The following is an 18,136-nucleotide window of genomic DNA, read 5'->3' on the forward strand; positions in this document are numbered from 1 at the left end:
ACGAATGTTCGAACTGCATCAATGCCCCTAAGTTCTGCTGCGCCCGATGGGCTTACAATCACTAAGGGGCATAGAAAACCCCACTAGCTTGGGCTAGTGGGGTCCAATTTTAAGTTGTCTGACTTAAATTGTTATTTCTGGGAACGTGATCGAATTAAGCTTCGATTTCAGTAACCATACCTGAACCAACAGTACGTCCACCCTCACGGATAGAGAAAGTAGTACCTTGTTCAACGGCGATTGGGTGGATCAATTCAACGTCGATTGTTACGTTATCACCAGGCATTACCATTTCAGTACCTGCTGGCAATTTGATTGAACCAGTTACGTCAGTTGTACGGAAGTAGAACTGTGGACGGTAGTTGTCGAAGAATGGAGTATGACGTCCACCTTCTTCTTTAGTAAGGATGTAAACTTCACCTTTGAATTTAGTGTGTGGGTTGATTGAACCTGGTTTAGAGATAACTTGACCACGTTCGATTTCGTCACGTTGTACACCACGGAGAAGGATACCAACGTTGTCTCCTGCAAGACCTTCGTCCAATTGTTTACGGAACATTTCAACACCGGTAACAACTGCTTTTTTCTTCTCTTCTTTGATACCAACGATTTCGATTTCGTCGTTGACACGAACAGTACCACGGTCGATACGACCTGATGCTACAGTACCACGACCAGTGATTGAGAATACGTCCTCGACTGGAAGAAGCAATGGTTTGTCAGTATCGCGTTCTGGTTCTGGAATGTACTCATCAACAGTGTTCATCAATTCCATGATGATGTCTTCGTATGCTGAGTCACCTTCAAGAGCTTTAAGAGCTGAACCTTGGATAACTGGAAGGTCGTCACCTGGGAAGTCGTATTCTGACAAGAGGTCACGGATTTCCATTTCAACCAACTCAAGCAATTCTTCATCGTCAACCAAGTCAACTTTGTTCATGAAGACGATGAGGTGTTTAACACCAACCTGACGAGAAAGAAGGATGTGCTCACGAGTTTGTGGCATAGGACCGTCAGTTGAAGCTACTACAAGGATCGCACCGTCCATTTGGGCAGCACCAGTGATCATGTTTTTAACGTAGTCCGCGTGTCCTGGAGCGTCGATGTGGGCATAGTGACGTTTTTCAGTTTCGTACTCAACGTGTGCAGTGTTGATGGTGATACCGCGCTCGCGTTCTTCTGGAGCAGCATCGATAGACGCATAGTCTTTTGGTTGGTTAACTGATGAAGGCAAGCGACGTGCCAATACAGTTGTGATAGCTGCTGTCAAAGTAGTTTTACCGTGGTCAACGTGTCCAATGGTACCAATGTTAACGTGGGGTTTACTACGATCGTATTTTTCTTTTGCCATTTTGGTAAAAGCCTCCAATAAAATATATTTTATAGATAGACAGTAGGCAATACGGTCTAACTTTCCTTACTATTCTATCAAATTGTTGGGAAAATGCAAGTGTTTTGTGCCTTTTCCTTTAGATTCTTACTTATCCAGTTGGTGATAAGGTTGAATTTGGATACTTTGACCGATATTTGAGGCATAAATCCAGTCCACATTTTGTAGTTGGGCAAAGTTTTCTGCACGGCCAGTGAGAATGACACCAGCAAATGTGGCTGTTTTTGGATCCTTGTTGGCTTCAAGGTAATCTTTTAAGTAGTCCTTGGCAGAATACTCCTTCCCATTTTCGTCTGTAATAGTGACAAAGCCATAGTCTGCATCCAGGTATTTTTGGAGTTGGACTTGGAAGTTGCTGTAATTATTCTGTAAAGAAACCAGCGAATCCACTGTGCTGTTAGCCTGGTATTTTTCATAGATGGTATTCAAGTCAGCATTCTTGTCCTTTTCCATGGCCGCATCCACTTCTTTTTCCAAGGCGGCTTGCTCCTCTGCTGACAGGGCTACGTTACTATAGTTGTCAAAGCCAAACTGTTGATCTAAGCGGTCTCCAAAATCAACCTCGGTGGCAGCCTGCCCAATCCAGATCCAATTCAATTTCAGATTGTCTGGTACCATGTCATCAATTTGAGCCAGGGTGTAAGGCTTGTCAAAGGTGATGGCAACTTCTACTGCCTGACCGGTCATCTTCGGTATAAAGTCAAGGTCTTGGGTTACTTTCAAATTGTTTTCCCCTGAATAGCCAGTATTATAAAAAATTGGAACCTTGTAGTGATGGCCATGTGTATAATAAGATTGCCCCCCGTCCAGCAAATTCAAACCCTCATCTTGATTCAAGTCATAGGTCATGTGAATAGAGTAGCTCGCATCGTACTTCTCAAAAGGGACGAGGATACCATCGATGTCTTTGACACGATTGGAATAAAAGTCCCCTGAGAAAAATGAAGTTGTTCGGTAACCCCAGGAAATATAATCCACATTAGGATAGGCAATTTCTGAAACTAGAAGGTAGTGGTTCTTGATTTTCTCTCCATTGCTGCTGGTCTTTTGCACCAGCCCAGAATAGATACCCGCTGTTGCTGCCAGGGTTAGGACGGTACTGAGGGAGACGATTTTTAACAGGTTTTTGCGTTTGTTTTTTTGAGCAATTTTCTCAAAGTTAGATAAGGTCTTCATAGCTTAGTCCTCTTTCCTTTATAATCTTTTTAAGCTTGTTGCGCCCTCGCATCAGGTCTATTTTGACCTTGCTTTGCGAGTTTCCAAGTATATGGCTGATTTCTTTGACAGAAAAGCCTTGAAAGTAATGGAGATCCAGGACGGTTTGGAAATGGTTTGGTAGTTCTGACAGGAGGTCATAGAGCTGACTGCCTAGCTCCTGATCATAAGAAGTTAACCCTTCACGAAAAAATTCCTGTTGCAAGATTTCCTGGTATTTTTTCTCCCTGCGATAGGAGTCGATATAATTGCGGATGGCCACCCGATACATCCAGGATCTTATTTTTTCGCGAGGTAGGACAAAGTTGCTTTCCAGCATCTTGACCAAGACATCTTGGGTCACGTCTAAGCTGTCATCTTTACTGACCCCTGACCGCATCAGATAATAAACAATTTCTTCTGCTATGGATACCAATTCTTTTTCATATTGGTCCAGCTTCATGCCCTCACCTCTCCTTCTCTCACTATTATAACGAATGGGGAGGAAATTTGGTTACAGAAATATAAAAAAAAACTTAGGAAAATCCTAAGTTTTGGTGTATTTAACCCGAATTACGCAAGCCGGTCGCAATACCATTGATGGTGATGTGGATAAGGCTTTCTTGGTCTGCACTCAGTTCTCCCTTGCGCAGGCGGTTGATGAGTTCAATTTGGATATAGTTGAGAACATTGAAGTATGGTAGGCGATAATCCAGACTTGCCTTGAGGGACGGAAGCTCTGCCAAGAGTTCTTCCTGGTTTTCAATCTGTAAAATCACATTTTTGGTCAACTGCCACTCATCCAGGATGATATTGAAAACATCTCGTACATCGTCATCTTCCACCATCTTGGCGTATTCAAAGGCGATGTTCATGTTGGACTTGGAGAGGACCATGTCCACATTAGAGAGGAGGGAGCGGAAGAATGGCCAGCTTTCGTACATCTTCTGCAACTGCTCCAGATTTTCTGGCGCTTGGTCAATAAAGCGTTTGAAGCTGGAACCAACTCCGTACCAGCCTGGGAGCATGATGCGGTTTTGGGACCAGGAGAAGACCCAAGGAATGGCCCTGAGACCTGAAATCTCTGTAATGGTTTTACGGGCTGCTGGACGCGAACCAATATTGAGGCTTGATACCTCCCGAATCGGGCTGGCAGCGAAGAAATAGTCATAGAAATGGGGATGATTGAAGACCAAATCACGGTAAATAGCATAACTATCCGCTACGATGTCATCCATGGTCGCCCGGTAATGGGTGATTTCTTTTGGATCTGCAATCATCTGGGTCACCATCCGATCCAGAGTGGCAGAAACCAGCATTTCTAAATTGTAGTAGGCCGCATCCACATTGCCATACTTGTTACCAATGACCTCGCCTTGCTCGGTCAGACGAATCCGGTCTTTGATAGAACCAAATGGCTGGGAAGTGATGGCATCGTAAGATGGACCACCACCACGACCTACGGTACCGCCACGGCCATGGAAGAAGATAATTTTCACACCGGATTCTTCCCCAATCTTGGTCAATTCATTTTGAGCCTTGTAGAGGGTCCAGCCAGAGGACAGATAACCGCCATCCTTGTTGGAATCTGAGTAACCCAGCATGATTTCCTGGTAATTGTGATTACCTGCAATCCATTTCTTGGCCAAGTCCAGGTTCAAATATTGGCGCATGATGTCAGAGGCATTGTCCAAATCCTCAATGGTTTCAAAGAGAGGAACAATCTGCACACGGGCTTTTTCGGTATCAACCAGACCAACTTCCTTGAGAAGGACAGCCAGCTCTAGCAGGTCTGACACACTCTCTGAGTGGGAAATGATATGTTGCTTGATGACTTCTTCGCCCAGCTTATCCTTGAGCTCACGCGCTGCTTGGAAAATAGCCAATTCTTTTTGGAGCTGTTCGGATTTAGGAGCATGGGTGGCAGAGAGGATACGGGGATCTTCTTCCAGTACCTTGAGAAGAACATAGCACTTGGCTTCTTCTGAAAGGTTGCTGTAATCATCCACCACACGGGCTGAAGCCAGAAGTTCTGCTACGCTGGCTTCGTGGATGCTGGAATCTTGACGCATATCAATGCTGGCCAGGTAAAAACCAAAGGCCTCGATAGCTTCCAGAAGCTCATTAAACTCTCCCTTAATCAGGGCAATGGCCTTGTTATCCTCAAGAGAGGCCTTAATAGCGAGCAGGTCTCTTTGAAATTCTTGAACATTGGCATAGCGGGGCTCAGCCTTTTTATCCTCAATCAAATACTCTTTGGTATTGTTGAGCTTCATCTTGATGTAGTGGAAAGCACGGCGGTAAGGTTCTCTCTCCCGATAAACGGAATTGTCCTCAGACAGGCTGGCCATGGCTTCTACTTCTGGGCTGACATGAACAATGGTCGTTGACAGGGAGAAGGTCCGATAGAGACTGTGGAGTTTTTCATCATAGTAGTTCATGATGACTTCAGCCTGGGTAAGGGCGGATAGCTTCAAGGTTTCAGCCGTTACAAAGGGATTGCCGTCCCGGTCTCCCCCAATCCACATCCCCATAGAAATGGGATGGGGATGCTTCAGCTGAATGCCTTTTTGAGCTGCCAAGCGTTTGTATTCCGTTTGCAACTTGGTCACAGCCTTGATGAAGGAACTCTCGTAATAGTTCATGACATTGGTGATTTCATTGCTGACTTTGAGCTTTTTCTCCCGAATCATCTCCGTCTGCATGATGATTTCCACATAACAACGCAGTTCATCCAGCCACTTGTCCCGGTTCATCAGGCCCAGGCGAACATCCCGATAACGGCGTAGGAGATTGTGAATCTTGTGAGTCAATTCCAGCATGGACTGGCGCTGTACCTGAGTAGGATGGGCAGTCAGGACAGGGACTACATTCAAATGCTCCAAAATTTCAGCCGCATCTTCTCGACCTGCCACCAGGTCAATGGTGGTAGACAATTTGCCCAGATAGTCTTCGCCGGCATTGTTCTTATAGTTGATCTCATAGGCCAAGTCCACATCCTCAGAGATATTGATGAGCAAGGGCAGGACAGCGAAATAGCGAGAAATAACTGCCAACTCATCATTGGTCATGGTTGCAATAATCTTCAAGAGCTCTTGATAGTTGTCTTCTGTCGATAAATCAGCCAGAGCAACAATCTTGTCAAAGGTTTCTGCCGAAATCAGCTGTTTGGCTACATCTTTCAGAGTATCAGTCAGAATCATCACTTCTTCTTGGATGGCACTTTTGTTGTTGTAGTTTTCAAGTTTTTGAATAGACATTTGCTTACCTCTTTTTCCTTTAGCAGATCAGAACAGGTCTAGGAGAGTGTTTGTTCAATTTCTTCTTCCAGCAATAAGCGGCGCTCATGGGCATCAATATTGAGCACAAAGGCCACTCCAATGGAAATGATGAGGAGGCTACTTCCCCCTTGAGATAGGAAGGGGAATGTGACCCCCGTTGCAGGAATCAGACCAGAAATCCCACCGATATTGACAAAGGTTTGAACCAAGAGCATACCGGCAATTCCCAGAGCCATCATGGCATTAAAGGGATCCCTGGCCCGGATACCCACCACAATAATCCGCAAAATCATAAAGAATAAGATTGCTAAGATTAAACTCGCTCCAATCAAGCCTAGCTCCTCAATGACAATGGAAAAGGCAAAGTCCGTATGGGCCTCAGGCAAGTAACCTTTCTTTTCAATGGAATTTCCTAAACCGCGTCCTAACCATCCACCATTACTCATAGCATAGTAGGAGTTAGAGAGCTGCAAACCTGCATTTGTCGCATCTTCAAAGGGATTGAAGAAGGCAGCGAAACGTTTGGCAATGTAACCAAAGACAGGAATTTTAGCAACAACGTCTGCTCCGATAACCCAAATGGATCCAAGCAAGACCGTAGCCCCAACAGTAATCCCCATCAGAGCTGTTGAGAACCAGCGATACCCGATACCACTGACCGATAGCATAATAATGATAATCAAACTGATGATGGTTGCATTTCCCAAGTCAGGTAGGGTAACCACCAGACCCAGAAAAATTAAACTAACCACCCGCCAGTCATTGAGACGATTGGGAAATACCCTCCCCTTTGTCAAGGCCTGATAGTCATAGGTGCCGATATCAGACTGAATCCTATCAAACTTATGGGCCAAAAACCAGATAATAATCAGCTTCAGATACTCCGCCGGCTGCATACTAAAACCCGCAAAACGGATCCATCCATGAGCCCCATTGACTGGAGCGAAGAAACGAGAGGCTATCAAGAGGATAATTTCGACAACAATCACAATATTGACAACAGAACTTCTTCTCAGAAAACTCAAGCGCATCCGATAAATGATAAAAATCGCCACCAAACTAACCAACCAGAAGAGGGATTGGTTGATAACCAGGCGCATGGGATTTCCCCCTTGCTGTATCTGGTAGGCAGAGGTTGTCGAATAGACAATGATCAAACCTATAATGGACAGTATCAAATACGGGATAAGGATGGAATAATTTAGAAAATGCCTTTTCGCTATCTTCATTTTTTCTCCTATGTTTACAATTTTATAAAATGGGACTGAAATGGTTTAGTCCCCTCCATATCACATTCATTGCTGGAATATTTTTACTATTATACCATAAAATTTTCATTTGAAGGAGTGGCCTGATATTTTCAGAAAAAGAGAGACGCCTGTCTCTCCCTAATTGTCAAAGGTTTCTAAATAAAAATGAATCGTATCTCCTTCTGAGATGGTCATCTCTTCTGCTCCTTTAGGTGCCATTTCATCGTTGACATCGTAGAGCCAGTAGGTATTTTTTGAAGCATCTTGACTAACACCATCAATGGAGAGGACCAGGCCCGCTTCTTCCTCCACTTCATAGTGTTCTTCCAGGATATCCATGACAGTGTCACCCTTTTCAAAAGTGATTTCCTTTTTGTCCACCTTGTCCCCAAAATCAACGATTACCCTTGCTTGAAGATGCTCTTCTGTTTCCACTTGGGATTTTGAATTGGACTGACAGGCCGCTAAAGCAAACAAGCTCATTAAAACACTAAAACCTAAAACTATTTTTTTCATGATAAACAAATCTCCTTAATAACAGATACATAATCGGGTAAAAAAGGCCAGTTGATAAAGCATGCAAGATATCAAAGAAGAGACCATTGACCCAATAAAGATACAAATTCGTTCCAAATTGAAAGGCAATTGGAATACTAATCCAGAAACCATAGGTCAAAGTAACCAGTCCAGCCAGAATACTTTGTAACCAAATTCCATGGGAAAACTCCTTTGTTAAAGGCAAGACGAGATAGCGCCAGACCAGCATGAGAATTCCAAAACTGATGATTTGCCAAACCACTACCAAACTGAAGCCAAAGAGAAGACTAGAGCCAAGCATGGTTAAGGCCATCACTAAAAATGCATCCCAGAAGTCTAGATAGAGGAGACTGACAAAAAAGAAAGCCGTTACTGGCTTGACATTGGGAAAAGAAGCAAAGACTAACCGTAAGGCAATGCAAAGAGCAGCTAAGATAGCTATCCGACTCATTCTTTTTACTGACAATTTCCCCCTCCTTCTGTTTTCTTTCACTTACTACTCTAGCCCATTCCATTTTCTCTGTCAAGATAGAACCGCATACATTTCTTTTGATTTTTATCACTAATTACGTTAAAATGAGAGTGATGAGAAAGAAATTAAAACCAATATTTGTCTTTGCTTTCTTCTTCGTATTTGTCGGTCTAATCTTGATTACAAGAGGCATTGCACAAGAGGCAAGAAAGGAAAGTACAAATTCATCCAATACAATCAGTAGCTCCACAGCTACTCCTTCGACCACGACCGAATCTGGTCCTTATCATATCACTAATGCCTTGGAAATGAAACCTATCATCGATGTATCTGGCTGGCAACTGCCTTCTGAAATCGACTATGATACTCTATCGCAGCATATCTCAGGTGTCATTGTCCGTGTCCAAAGTGGCTCCCATACGACAAAAGACAACAGCGCTTCCGATGCCAATGGTTTGGACAAGTCCTACAAAACCCATATCAAGGAATTTCAAGCTAGAAATGTCCCTGTCGCAGTCTATGCCTATGTCACTGGCAATAGCATCAAGTCCATGGAAAAAGAAGCTACCAGCTTCTACAAGGCCTCTTACAAGTATAAACCTACTTTCTACTGGCTGGATGTAGAAGAAAAAACCATGGAAGATATGAATGCTGGGGTTGAAGCCTTCCGTGCTAAATTATCAGCATTGGGAGCTAAAAATATCGGCATTTATATCGGTACCTATTTTATGGAAGAACACAGTATTTCCACCGAAAAATTTGATGCCGTTTGGATTCCAACCTATGGCTCAGATTCTGGGTATTATGATGCTGCTCCAAAGACTGACTTGGACTATGATTTGCATCAATACACCTCGCAAGGCCGCCTCAATGGCTTTAAACATGCCTTGGACTTAAACATTGTAACAACCCTCAAGGACCCAAATGAAGTCTACCAGCGGCTCTTTACAGTTCCTGAAAAATAGTTCACTCCTATTCGCCACCACTTTGTTAAAGAGGTGGCGTTTTCATTTTCTTTTCCTGCTTCATTTTGCCAAAAAAAGTGGTATAATGTTTCCATCTCATTTTTTGGAGGAATCTATGACTTCTTGGATCGCAAGAATCATCAAGGGGATGATTATCGCCCTTGGATTTATCTTACCTGGAGTATCTGGCGGTGTACTCGCAGCTATTCTGGGGATTTACGAACGAATCATCCGTTTTCTGGCCCATATTCGTGAAAACTTTGTAGAAAATATCCTCTTCTTCATCCCAGTTGGGATTGGTGGAATTTTGGGTATTGCCCTCTTTTCCTTCCCAGTTGAGTTTCTTTTGAAACATTATCAGGTCCCTGTCTTGTGGGGGTTTGCTGGCGCTATCGTAGGAACTATTCCGAGCTTGATTAAAGAATCAACAAAGAAAAGTTCACGTGATGTGACCGATAAGATGTGGTTGGTGGGAACCTTTGTTCTATCTGGACTTCTTCTCTATTTCCTAAATGATCTCGTTGGAACTATCCCTGCTAACTTTGTCGGTTTTGTTTTGGCCGGTGCCCTTATTGCCCTGGGTATTCTAGTGCCTGGTCTCAGCCCCTCAAATCTCCTTTTGATTCTGGGACTCTATACACCGATGCTGGATGGCTTTAAGTCTCTGGATTTGGTAGGAACCTTCCTACCTATCGCTATTGGGGGTCTCTTAGCAATGCTGGCCTTTTCCAAGGCCATGGACTATGCCCTAGAGCACCATCATTCCCGCGTCTACCACTTTATCATCGGTATCGTCCTCTCCAGCACCCTTCTTATCCTTCTGCCAAATCCTAGCAGTAAGGAAGCCATCTCCTATGCAGGTGCAGGGCTATTGACCTGGATTTCAGCCTTCGTCCTCTTTGGCCTAGGTATCTGGCTGGGACTCTGGATGAGCAAACTTGAGGAAAAATACAAATGAGCAAAAAGGTCAGGTTAAAGAAAACTTTAGTAGATCAAATTTTAGACAAGGCTAATATCTCTCACGATAGCCTTGTTTTAAATGCTTTAGATGGCCCCTTGCCGGATGACATCACACCACAAGACATCTACAAAACCCTTGCTCTGATTGGTGATAAGACTGGACCTCTGATTGGGATTCTTCCCATCACCCAGCACCTATCCGAGAAAAAATTAGCCAAGGTCTCAGGCAACAAGAAGGTCTCCATGATTCCCCAAAAGGATTTAGAGAAAACCACAGGCTATGTCCATGGGGCCAACAACCCTGTTGGTATCCGACAGAAACACAAATTTCCAATTTATATTGACCAGGCAGCTCTGGATGCCGGAAGCATGATTGTTTCAGCAGGCGAAATCGGCCGCTCCATCCGCATAGACAGTCAAACCCTCGTAGACTTTGTTGGAGCAAGTGTTGCCAGTATTAGTGAAGGAGAACATGAAAAATGAAAATCTATTTTGTACGCCATGGTAAAACGGAATGGAACTTAGAAGGACGATTCCAAGGCCATTCTGGCGATTCGGCTTTGTTGCCAGAAGCTTTTGAAGACATCCAACTTTTAGGCCAACATCTGGCGGATGTGCCTTTTGATCGCATCTTTTCCAGCGATTTGAAGCGGGCACATGTCACAGCCGAGCTGATTCACCAAGCCAACCACCACTCAAAAATTGTCGAAACCACTCCCCAGCTCCGGGAATGGGACTTTGGTCGCTTAGAAGGAACAAAAATCCGTCTGTTGCAAGACATCTATCCGCAGCAATACACTGCGCTTAAGAACAACCTAGCTCAGTTCAAAAGCAACATGTTTGATGCAGAATCTGTCTATCAGGCTACCCAGCGGATTATTCAGTTTGTCAAAGGTCTGAAAGATAGTCAGGCTGAAACAGTTCTCATTGTTAGTCACGGAGCTATTCTAACAGCTTCGATTCAGACTTTACTCGGCTTTGGACCTGCCCAATTACGGCACAGAGGTGGACTGGATAATGGCTCTGTTACGATTTTAGAAACCCAGAATTTTGAAGATTTTACAGAAATCAGCTGGAACGATATGAGCTACAAACTGACAGAAGTTGAAACGATTGCGGTCAGCTAAAACAAACTGAGAGGAGCACTCGCTCCCTCAGTTTTTTGCAGAGTAAATATTCTTGCTGATTTTTTCAACTATCTATGATAGAATAGGACTAGCAGACTTTGGAGGAATGAAATTAGTTATGTCTAATCAACACATTGAAGAATTAAACGATCAACAGATTGTCCGCCGTGAAAAAATGGCTGACTTGGCTGAGCAAGGTATCGATCCTTTTGGTAAACGTTTTGAACGAACCAGCAACTCTGGCCAACTGAAAGAATTGTATGCGGATAAAACAAAAGAAGACTTGCATGAATTGAATGAAACAGCAGTTATTGCTGGCCGACTGATGACCAAGCGAGGAAAAGGTAAGGTTGGTTTTGCCCACATCCAAGACCGCGAAGGCCAAATTCAGATTTATGTCCGTAAGGATTCCGTTGGCGAAGAAAACTATGAGATTTTCAAAAAGGCTGACTTGGGAGACTTTCTCGGCGTGGAAGGCGATATTATGCGAACCGACATGGGAGAGTTGTCTATCAAGGCGACCAAGTTGACCCATCTATCCAAGGCCCTGCGTCCCCTGCCTGAGAAATTCCATGGCTTGACAGATATCGAAACTATCTACCGCAAGCGCCACCTGGACCTGATTTCAAATCGGGACAGCTTTGAGCGCTTCGTTACCCGTTCAAAAATCATTTCTGAAATCCGCCGCTACTTGGATGGACTTGGTTTCCTTGAAGTGGAAACCCCTGTCCTTCACAATGAAGCAGGTGGTGCTGCGGCCCGCCCCTTTATCACCCACCACAATGCCCAAAACATTGACATGGTCTTGCGGATTGCGACAGAGTTACACCTCAAACGCCTGATTGTCGGCGGCATGGAGCGAGTGTATGAAATCGGCCGTATCTTCCGTAACGAGGGAATGGACGCCACCCACAATCCTGAGTTCACTTCTATTGAAGTCTATCAAGCCTACGCTGATTACCAAGACATCATGGACTTGACAGAAGCCATCGTCCAGCATGCAGCCCGGGCTGTCAAGGGTGATGGACCTGTGACCTACCAAGGAATCGAAATCGCCATTCATGAGCCCTTCAAACGGGTTCACATGGTGGATGCCATCAAGGAGATTACCGGTGTCGACTTCTGGCAGGAAATGAGCTTGGAAGAAGCCCAAACCCTTGCCAAAGAGCATCATGTTCCCCTTGAAAAGCACTACAATAGTGTTGGCCACATCATCAATGCCTTCTTTGAAGAATGTGTCGAAGAGAGCCTGATTCAGCCAACCTTTGTCTACGGACACCCAGTGGAAGTATCTCCTTTGGCCAAGAAAAACGACCAAGATCCACGCTTCACTGACCGCTTTGAACTCTTTATCATGACCAAGGAGTACGGCAATGCCTTTACCGAATTGAACGATCCAATCGACCAGTTGGAGCGCTTCAAGGCCCAGGCCCAAGCCAAGGAACTGGGAGATGACGAAGCAACCGGTATCGACTACGACTTCGTCGAAGCCCTCGAATACGGGATGCCACCAACAGGCGGACTTGGCATCGGCATCGACCGCCTAGTCATGTTGTTGACAGATACAACAACAATCCGCGATGTCCTCCTCTTCCCAACCATGAAGAATCTATAAACCGAAAAAGCAACCTCCCTCGAATGAATTCGAAGGAGGTTTTTGTATCAAACATTTCAATCATAACTGTAGAACAATCTCAAATTGAAGGTATCTTCTGTTTTTTTGCAACCTCAAATCCTTCTCAGACTTCATTATTTTTTGTCAAAAAGAAACAGCCAGTGCCTGAGACACTGACCGCTTCAAGGAGATTATAAAAAAGAAAAGTTTTAGGATTGTTTATAGTATAGGGTCGGAACCTTAAAATTGGCTTAACTTTTTTCTGATATGTAACCTATTTGATATCATTTTTATTCTCCCTACTCAACCTCGACCCACTCTTATCTCCAACACATCCTTTAGTTTCAGTAGTTGGTATTTCTCGTTTGTTTTAATAGTAATTTCGGTCGGGTTTAGCTCGGTCACTTGGCCCCAGTAGCTAGTTTTAGTCTGACCAGTCCGGACAAGGAACTCTCCCGTCAATTGACTGGCATAGAGCTGGCCTATCAAGGTCAGTTTTTCTGCCTGGGTCAGGCTGGTGCTCAAATCTATTCTATTTTTATCGTCAGCTAGTGAGCTCGTATGTTCCGATAGGAAGAAGCCTAGCCATTTCATCATGCCCCTATCGCGGTGTTCACGCACGGATTGAAAGGGGAGGTAGTTGCGATCAACCATCTTATCTGAGACCATCCAATCCTCCTGCAGAATGCCCTCCAATCAATCGACTTCTCTCCAGACTTCGGGAAGCTTCCAGGAGGGAATTTCCCTTTTGAAGCAAGGAAAAGCCAAACTGATTTCGGATGCTATCAATAGCTGATTGGAGCCTTTCTTCTTTTTCTAGGGTTTCCACATCATCAAAGAGGGAAATATAGGCAAGGGATTCATCCACCAAGCCTGAATAATAGACAGAAATCATTCGGACCGCCCCGCCACTGTATTTTTTCCTAAGGAGGTAAATGACCGTTTCTGCTAATTGTCGGGTCAGGTTGGTCGGTTCTATGGTCATCTGAGCTTGAAAGGGACGTTGGTCTTCCCTTGAAGAGTATCTCAGTCCGATGGAAACTCGGGTTGCTTTCTTATGTAGCCGCCTCAACCGAATAGCCACCTGCTCGGCCATTTCCCGAAAGACTAGCTCAATCTCTGTTTGCTTGACATAGTCTCTAGGGAGAACCTGGGAATTGCCCAGACCCTTTGTCTTTGGTTTGTAGGGCTGATGGACATTGCTCTCATCAATGCCATTGGCATGGAAAAAGAGGTCCAGACCTACTACACCCAATTCTTTTTTCAGAATGTCGGGGTTGAAATTGGCCAACTCTTTGATGGAATAGATGCCCAGCTTATGGAGTCGCTTTTCCATCCGTTCTCCAATGCCCCAAAAGTCAGTCAGTTTAGGAATGCTCCAGACCTTACTTTCAACATCTTGATAGGACCAATTAGCCCGCATGGTCTTTGTATATTTGGCCTCGTTATCCAGAGCCAATTTGGCCAGCAGGGGATTGCTGTTGGACATGCCCACCGTGGCATAGATACCCGTCTTTCGCCAGATTTCCCGCTGCATATCAGCAGAAATTCGATCCAATTTTTCCTTCCGGCTGATAGTCTTATCTGGGATAAAATAATTAAGAGAGGAGGTCAAATCAATAAAACCCTCATCAATCGAATAAGGAAGGATGTCCTCCATGCTGGCATAATTTTGAAAGATATGCTGAATCTCGATATTTTTTTCGATATACTTGTGCATACGCGGAGGAACAATGATAGCCCTTTGGGCCCATTCTTCTACATAGCGAACATAGCCTGGGTTAATCGGCAAACCCTGCCGTTTGGCATTGGGATAAGAGAATTTGCGGGTATAGATATCAAAGGGAAGGTCAGAACTTCTGCCGACATTGGCCTGACCAAAGACCTTTTTAAACATAGGCGAGGCTGCCAGAATCAAGCCGTTAGCATTGTCAGCTCGGCTCATGACACAGAGGACTGCTTTCAAGGGGTGGAGGCCTCTGTCCACACACTCGACACTGGCATAGAAGGACTTCATATCCACAAAGGCAATATCCGATTGGGGCTCCCGTGAATAATCAAAGTAGCCCATGGCCTAGCCCTCCAGCGGTGTGAAATGCCCTATAATTTTTCCTACAATTTTTGGATGATCTTCTGCAGCAGCAAAAAGATCCGTATAGTCAGGATTGAGAGAAACCAAACGGTAGCCATCCTCCTCCAAATACACTTTTTTAATATAGGCCCGTTCATTCCAGACAACCGCATAGACAGCCCCATCATAATCAAAGCCGCCCTCACGAATCAGGGCTACTTCTCCGCTCAGATAGACGGGTTCCATAGAATCTCCCTTGATCCAAGTCGCAATATCATAGTTGTAGTCCTTATCTGTCCAGACTTCTATGGATTCGTACTCATCGTAGAGCCCCTCCCCTACACCAGCGGAAAGGGCGATGTCATCCAGGACTCGGATGCTGTACAGTTCAAGTACCTTGGTCTCCTGCTGACTGATCAAGAGTTGATCCGCATAGCTTTCCAACTTTTCTTGGTTAGGCGCATGTAGCTGCAGGTAGGTCTCCACTATCTTGTACTCTGCCTCGAAATAGGCTGTCGATACAGAGAGGACTTCTGCCAGCTTTTCAATATTTTGACGGCTTGGCTTGGCCTTGCCACTTTCCCAAGCAAAATAGGATTGACGGGAAATAGCCAGTTGGCGGGCCATATCGGACTGGCTCATACTCAGCTCCTCTCTTCTCTTTTTTAAGATTTCTGGTGAAAACATCTCTTCCTCCTTATCAAAAAAACTTTGTCAACTGGGGACAGCATAGTCTTCTGCTCTGCTGACTTCCTGTTTTTTCTGCGAAAACATGTCAGTTTTATAACTGACACTAGTATATACTAATTTGGGCCATCTGTCTACTGGAAATTGAATTTTTTTATCCAAAATAGGGTCATCTCTATAAACGTCATCATAGAGAGCTGTTTATCACTTTATTATTGCAAAAAAATTGTCCAACTTTTGAGGCAGGACAATTCCAGCAATGCAATTTTATTTGTTTTATCACGATGTAAGCATATTAAATGCAATACATCAAATAATTTGATATAATCTTGTTATTATTTTCACAGAGTAGATTTGCTGACTGAGCAAACTGACTACCCCTGTCCCAGTTTTTTGGCTGGGTTAAATAAAAGAGTGATATAGAAAAAGATGAAGAAGAAAATTAAAATCGAGAAGAGCAGAGTCCTTTTAAAACAGGCCTTGCTCCATTTGTTGCTGGAAAAACCTTATAAGAAAATTTCCATTCAAGATTTGTGCCATCAGGCCAAGGTTGGACGGTCTACTTTTTATAATCATTATTATGATAAGAATGACTTGTTAGAAAACACGATTGCTTATTACAGCCAAATTGCCCAAGAGACTACGGTTCATGCTTTTGTCACAGAAGATAATATGGACCTTCGTTCCAATTTGATTCGAGACTACCAGACTGCGGCCCAATACAGTATGGTCATTCAGGCTCTCTTCTCTGTTCATTTGCCTAATGCAGATTTTGAAGCCAATATGCGTCAGGTTCTGTTTGATAAATATCAGGTACTTCTTGCCAATAGTGAGGCATCTAGTCTGATTCCTGAAGAATTAGCAGTGAACCTCTATGCAGCAAATGCCTTGACAGTTACAAAATACATTGCCTACCATCCTGATTCTGCGAACATTGAGGATTTGGCCAATTTTATGGTCCATATTTATAATCACCTCTTTAAGTCCTCAACCCAAGCAGAAGAGGCCCTCCCCCAGGATACAGAGCCCTTATCTACCTCTGACGAGACTTCATAATACAAATACCAACAGCCATCCACATAAGAAAAAAGCCTGACATCAGGCTTTTTCCTTATTTTCAAAATAGTCACGAACTCGGGGAGCGACTTCTTTACCGTAGAGTTCGATAGCCCGAAGGACATCTTCGTGAGGAAGGGAGCCGACTGGTAAATGCAGGAAGAAGCGATCCAAGTCCAGGGTCTCAATGATGTGGATGATTCTATTAGCCACATGCTCTGGATCGCCAACAATGGTTGCCCCTTGATCAGACAAGGAGTGAAGGTAGTCAGCCTTCGTCATCTCCCGCCAGTGAGGGCGATCCTTGGCGATATTGTCCACAGTTTGCTTATTAGGATAGAAGTATTCTTCCACAGCCTTGTCATGGTCATCCGCAATCCAGCCCCAGGAATGGGCAGCGACCTTGATACGACTTTGGGGATGACCCTCATTAGTCGCAATCTTACGGTAGGCATCTGCTAAAGGTTTGAAGTGTTTTGGAGCTGTTCCAATGACAGCATAGACGATAGGCAGACCCAGCTGGGCAATCTTGACCGTTGATTCGACATGACCTCCCGTTGCCACCCAGATTGGAAAGTCTTCTTGGACAGCACGAGGATAAACAGGTTTATTGGCAACTGTCTGAGCATGTTTCCCCTGCCAGGTCAAGTTGGTATTCTCCTTGATCTTTAAGAGCATATCCAGCTTTTCATCAAAGAGTTCCTCATAGTTGGCTAAATCATAACCAAATAGGGGGAAGGATTCGGTAAAGGAACCACGCCCAGCCATAATCTCTGCACGGCCATTGGATAGGGCGTCAATGGTGGCGTATTGTTGGTAAAGACGGACCGGGTCCATGGAAGAAAGGATGGAAACTGCCGAGGTCAGCTTAATATGCTGGGTATTGACCGCTCCTGCTGCCAGAACAATTTCAGGTGCAGAAACCGCAAAATCTTCCCGGTGGTGTTCGCCAATCCCATAGACATCCAGACCAACCGCATCGGCTAATTCAATTTCCTTGACCAACTGACGGATCCGCTCATCGTGGGAGTAGACTTCTCCAGTGTGTTCCAGAGGTGTTGTTTCTCCAAATGTTGAAATACCTAATTCTACCATGATAATGACTCCTTTTGATTTATGGCCTTACTTTATCACTAATTAGTGGCATAAACAAGAGATATGCTCATCCTGAATGTAAAAAAGACTCAGCCTCGGCTGAGTCTTCTGCTCTATTCCCATTTCTCAGGCATCCGAAACCATTCAGCTTCCTCTTTGGTTAGTTTCAGCTGGAGGTCACCTAGAACTGGTAAATCTCGAATGGATAGTAAATCATAATTTTGATACACTTCCATCGTAATTTCGTATTTCGATTGGTCTTTGAGGATAAAACGATAAGCTAGTTGAGCATCGGTTGGAATGGCATCGAACATTTCCAATCCCTCAAGGGTTTCTTGACTAGTGTAGTCAGAAAATTTCTCCAAGACAGCTGAGTCTGTAGTTTCAAGCATTTTTTCACCACTTCCATCATAAACTGTAATGGTTTGTTTTTCCT

General features: G+C 44.3%; 18 protein-coding genes. 6 read left to right on the plus strand and 12 right to left on the minus strand.

Annotation, left to right across the window (positions count from 1 at the left end; translation table 11 throughout):
* Positions 1-154 precede the first annotated feature (154 nt).
* The 7 genes from tuf to ACEYCN_RS09620 all read right to left on the minus strand — a co-directional run bounded on the left by tuf (position 155) and on the right by ACEYCN_RS09620 (position 8,118).
* The gene (gene tuf / locus ACEYCN_RS09590) at positions 155-1,351 is read right to left on the minus strand and encodes an elongation factor Tu (RefSeq protein ID WP_373714053.1); all 1,197 of its coding nucleotides are present in this window, start codon (positions 1,349-1,351) and stop codon (positions 155-157) included.
* Positions 1,352-1,477: 126 nt separating this feature from the next.
* Positions 1,478-2,566 carry an anti sigma factor C-terminal domain-containing protein gene (locus ACEYCN_RS09595; RefSeq protein WP_373714054.1) on the minus strand — a complete coding sequence of 363 codons (1,089 nt, stop codon included), beginning with the start codon at positions 2,564-2,566 and terminating at the stop codon, positions 1,478-1,480.
* Positions 2,550-3,047, minus strand: a complete 498-nt coding sequence (locus ACEYCN_RS09600; protein WP_373714055.1) for an RNA polymerase sigma factor — start codon at positions 3,045-3,047, stop codon at positions 2,550-2,552. The genes ACEYCN_RS09595 and ACEYCN_RS09600 overlap by 17 nt, the downstream gene beginning before the upstream one ends.
* A 100-nt stretch (positions 3,048-3,147) precedes the next feature.
* Positions 3,148-5,844: a phosphoenolpyruvate carboxylase gene (gene ppc / locus ACEYCN_RS09605; RefSeq protein WP_373714056.1), complete on the minus strand. Its 2,697-nt coding sequence runs from the start codon at positions 5,842-5,844 to the stop codon at positions 3,148-3,150.
* Positions 5,845-5,882: 38 nt separating this feature from the next.
* Complete coding sequence (ftsW, locus tag ACEYCN_RS09610; protein ID WP_373714057.1) at positions 5,883-7,094, minus strand: cell division peptidoglycan polymerase FtsW; 1,212 nt, start codon at positions 7,092-7,094, stop codon at positions 5,883-5,885.
* A 159-nt stretch (positions 7,095-7,253) separates the two neighbouring features.
* Positions 7,254-7,631, minus strand: coding sequence for a DUF4430 domain-containing protein (locus ACEYCN_RS09615; RefSeq protein ID WP_373714058.1), 378 nt, complete (start codon positions 7,629-7,631; stop codon positions 7,254-7,256).
* Positions 7,606-8,118 carry a hypothetical protein gene (locus ACEYCN_RS09620; RefSeq protein WP_373714059.1) on the minus strand — a complete coding sequence of 171 codons (513 nt, stop codon included), beginning with the start codon at positions 8,116-8,118 and terminating at the stop codon, positions 7,606-7,608. Before ACEYCN_RS09620 ends, ACEYCN_RS09615 begins: the two co-directional genes overlap by 26 nt.
* Before the next feature lie 119 nt (positions 8,119-8,237).
* Between ACEYCN_RS09620 and ACEYCN_RS09625 the strand changes: the two genes are divergently transcribed.
* The 5 genes from ACEYCN_RS09625 to lysS all read left to right on the plus strand — a co-directional run bounded on the left by ACEYCN_RS09625 (position 8,238) and on the right by lysS (position 12,791).
* Positions 8,238-9,089: a glycoside hydrolase family 25 protein gene (locus ACEYCN_RS09625; protein WP_373714060.1), complete on the plus strand. Its 852-nt coding sequence runs from the start codon at positions 8,238-8,240 to the stop codon at positions 9,087-9,089.
* 115 nt (positions 9,090-9,204) lie between these two features.
* Positions 9,205-10,047 carry a DUF368 domain-containing protein gene (locus ACEYCN_RS09630; RefSeq protein ID WP_373714061.1) on the plus strand — a complete coding sequence of 281 codons (843 nt, stop codon included), beginning with the start codon at positions 9,205-9,207 and terminating at the stop codon, positions 10,045-10,047.
* A complete protein-coding gene (locus ACEYCN_RS09635; protein WP_373714062.1) occupies positions 10,044-10,532 on the plus strand; it encodes an aminoacyl-tRNA deacylase in 489 nt (162 codons plus the stop codon). The genes ACEYCN_RS09630 and ACEYCN_RS09635 overlap by 4 nt, the downstream gene beginning before the upstream one ends.
* Positions 10,529-11,176, plus strand: a complete 648-nt coding sequence (locus tag ACEYCN_RS09640; RefSeq protein ID WP_373714063.1) for a histidine phosphatase family protein — start codon at positions 10,529-10,531, stop codon at positions 11,174-11,176. The genes ACEYCN_RS09635 and ACEYCN_RS09640 overlap by 4 nt, the downstream gene beginning before the upstream one ends.
* Positions 11,177-11,294: 118 nt before the next feature.
* Complete coding sequence (gene lysS / locus ACEYCN_RS09645) at positions 11,295-12,791, plus strand: lysine--tRNA ligase (RefSeq protein WP_373714064.1); 1,497 nt, start codon at positions 11,295-11,297, stop codon at positions 12,789-12,791.
* A gap of 303 nt (positions 12,792-13,094) precedes the next feature.
* Here the strand turns inward: lysS and ACEYCN_RS09650 are convergent, their stop codons facing one another.
* From ACEYCN_RS09650 to ACEYCN_RS09660, 3 genes are read right to left on the minus strand one after another with little or no spacing between them, the layout of a single operon-like run.
* The gene (locus ACEYCN_RS09650; protein ID WP_373714083.1) at positions 13,095-13,445 is read right to left on the minus strand and encodes a hypothetical protein; all 351 of its coding nucleotides are present in this window, start codon (positions 13,443-13,445) and stop codon (positions 13,095-13,097) included.
* 1 nt (position 13,446) lies between these two features.
* Positions 13,447-14,862 (minus strand): Y-family DNA polymerase, encoded by a 1,416-nt coding sequence (locus ACEYCN_RS09655; protein WP_373714065.1) that lies wholly within the window; start codon positions 14,860-14,862, stop codon positions 13,447-13,449.
* A 3-nt stretch (positions 14,863-14,865) separates the two neighbouring features.
* A complete protein-coding gene (locus tag ACEYCN_RS09660; RefSeq protein ID WP_373714066.1) occupies positions 14,866-15,549 on the minus strand; it encodes a LexA family transcriptional regulator in 684 nt (227 codons plus the stop codon).
* 429 nt (positions 15,550-15,978) lie between these two features.
* Between ACEYCN_RS09660 and ACEYCN_RS09665 the strand changes: the two genes are divergently transcribed.
* Entirely contained in the window at positions 15,979-16,605 is a 627-nt protein-coding gene (locus tag ACEYCN_RS09665) for a TetR/AcrR family transcriptional regulator (RefSeq protein WP_373714067.1), read from the plus strand.
* Between the two features lie 42 nt (positions 16,606-16,647).
* On the opposite strand, the gene ACEYCN_RS09670 is transcribed toward ACEYCN_RS09665, so the two are convergent.
* Positions 16,648-17,700, minus strand: coding sequence for an LLM class flavin-dependent oxidoreductase (locus ACEYCN_RS09670; RefSeq protein WP_373714068.1), 1,053 nt, complete (start codon positions 17,698-17,700; stop codon positions 16,648-16,650).
* Positions 17,701-17,813: 113 nt separating this feature from the next.
* Complete coding sequence (locus ACEYCN_RS09675) at positions 17,814-18,092, minus strand: hypothetical protein (RefSeq protein ID WP_373714069.1); 279 nt, start codon at positions 18,090-18,092, stop codon at positions 17,814-17,816.
* Positions 18,093-18,136: the final 44 nt, after the last annotated feature.

This window comes from Streptococcus sp. (assembly GCF_041802885.1).
GTDB lineage: Bacteria > Bacillota > Bacilli > Lactobacillales > Streptococcaceae > Streptococcus.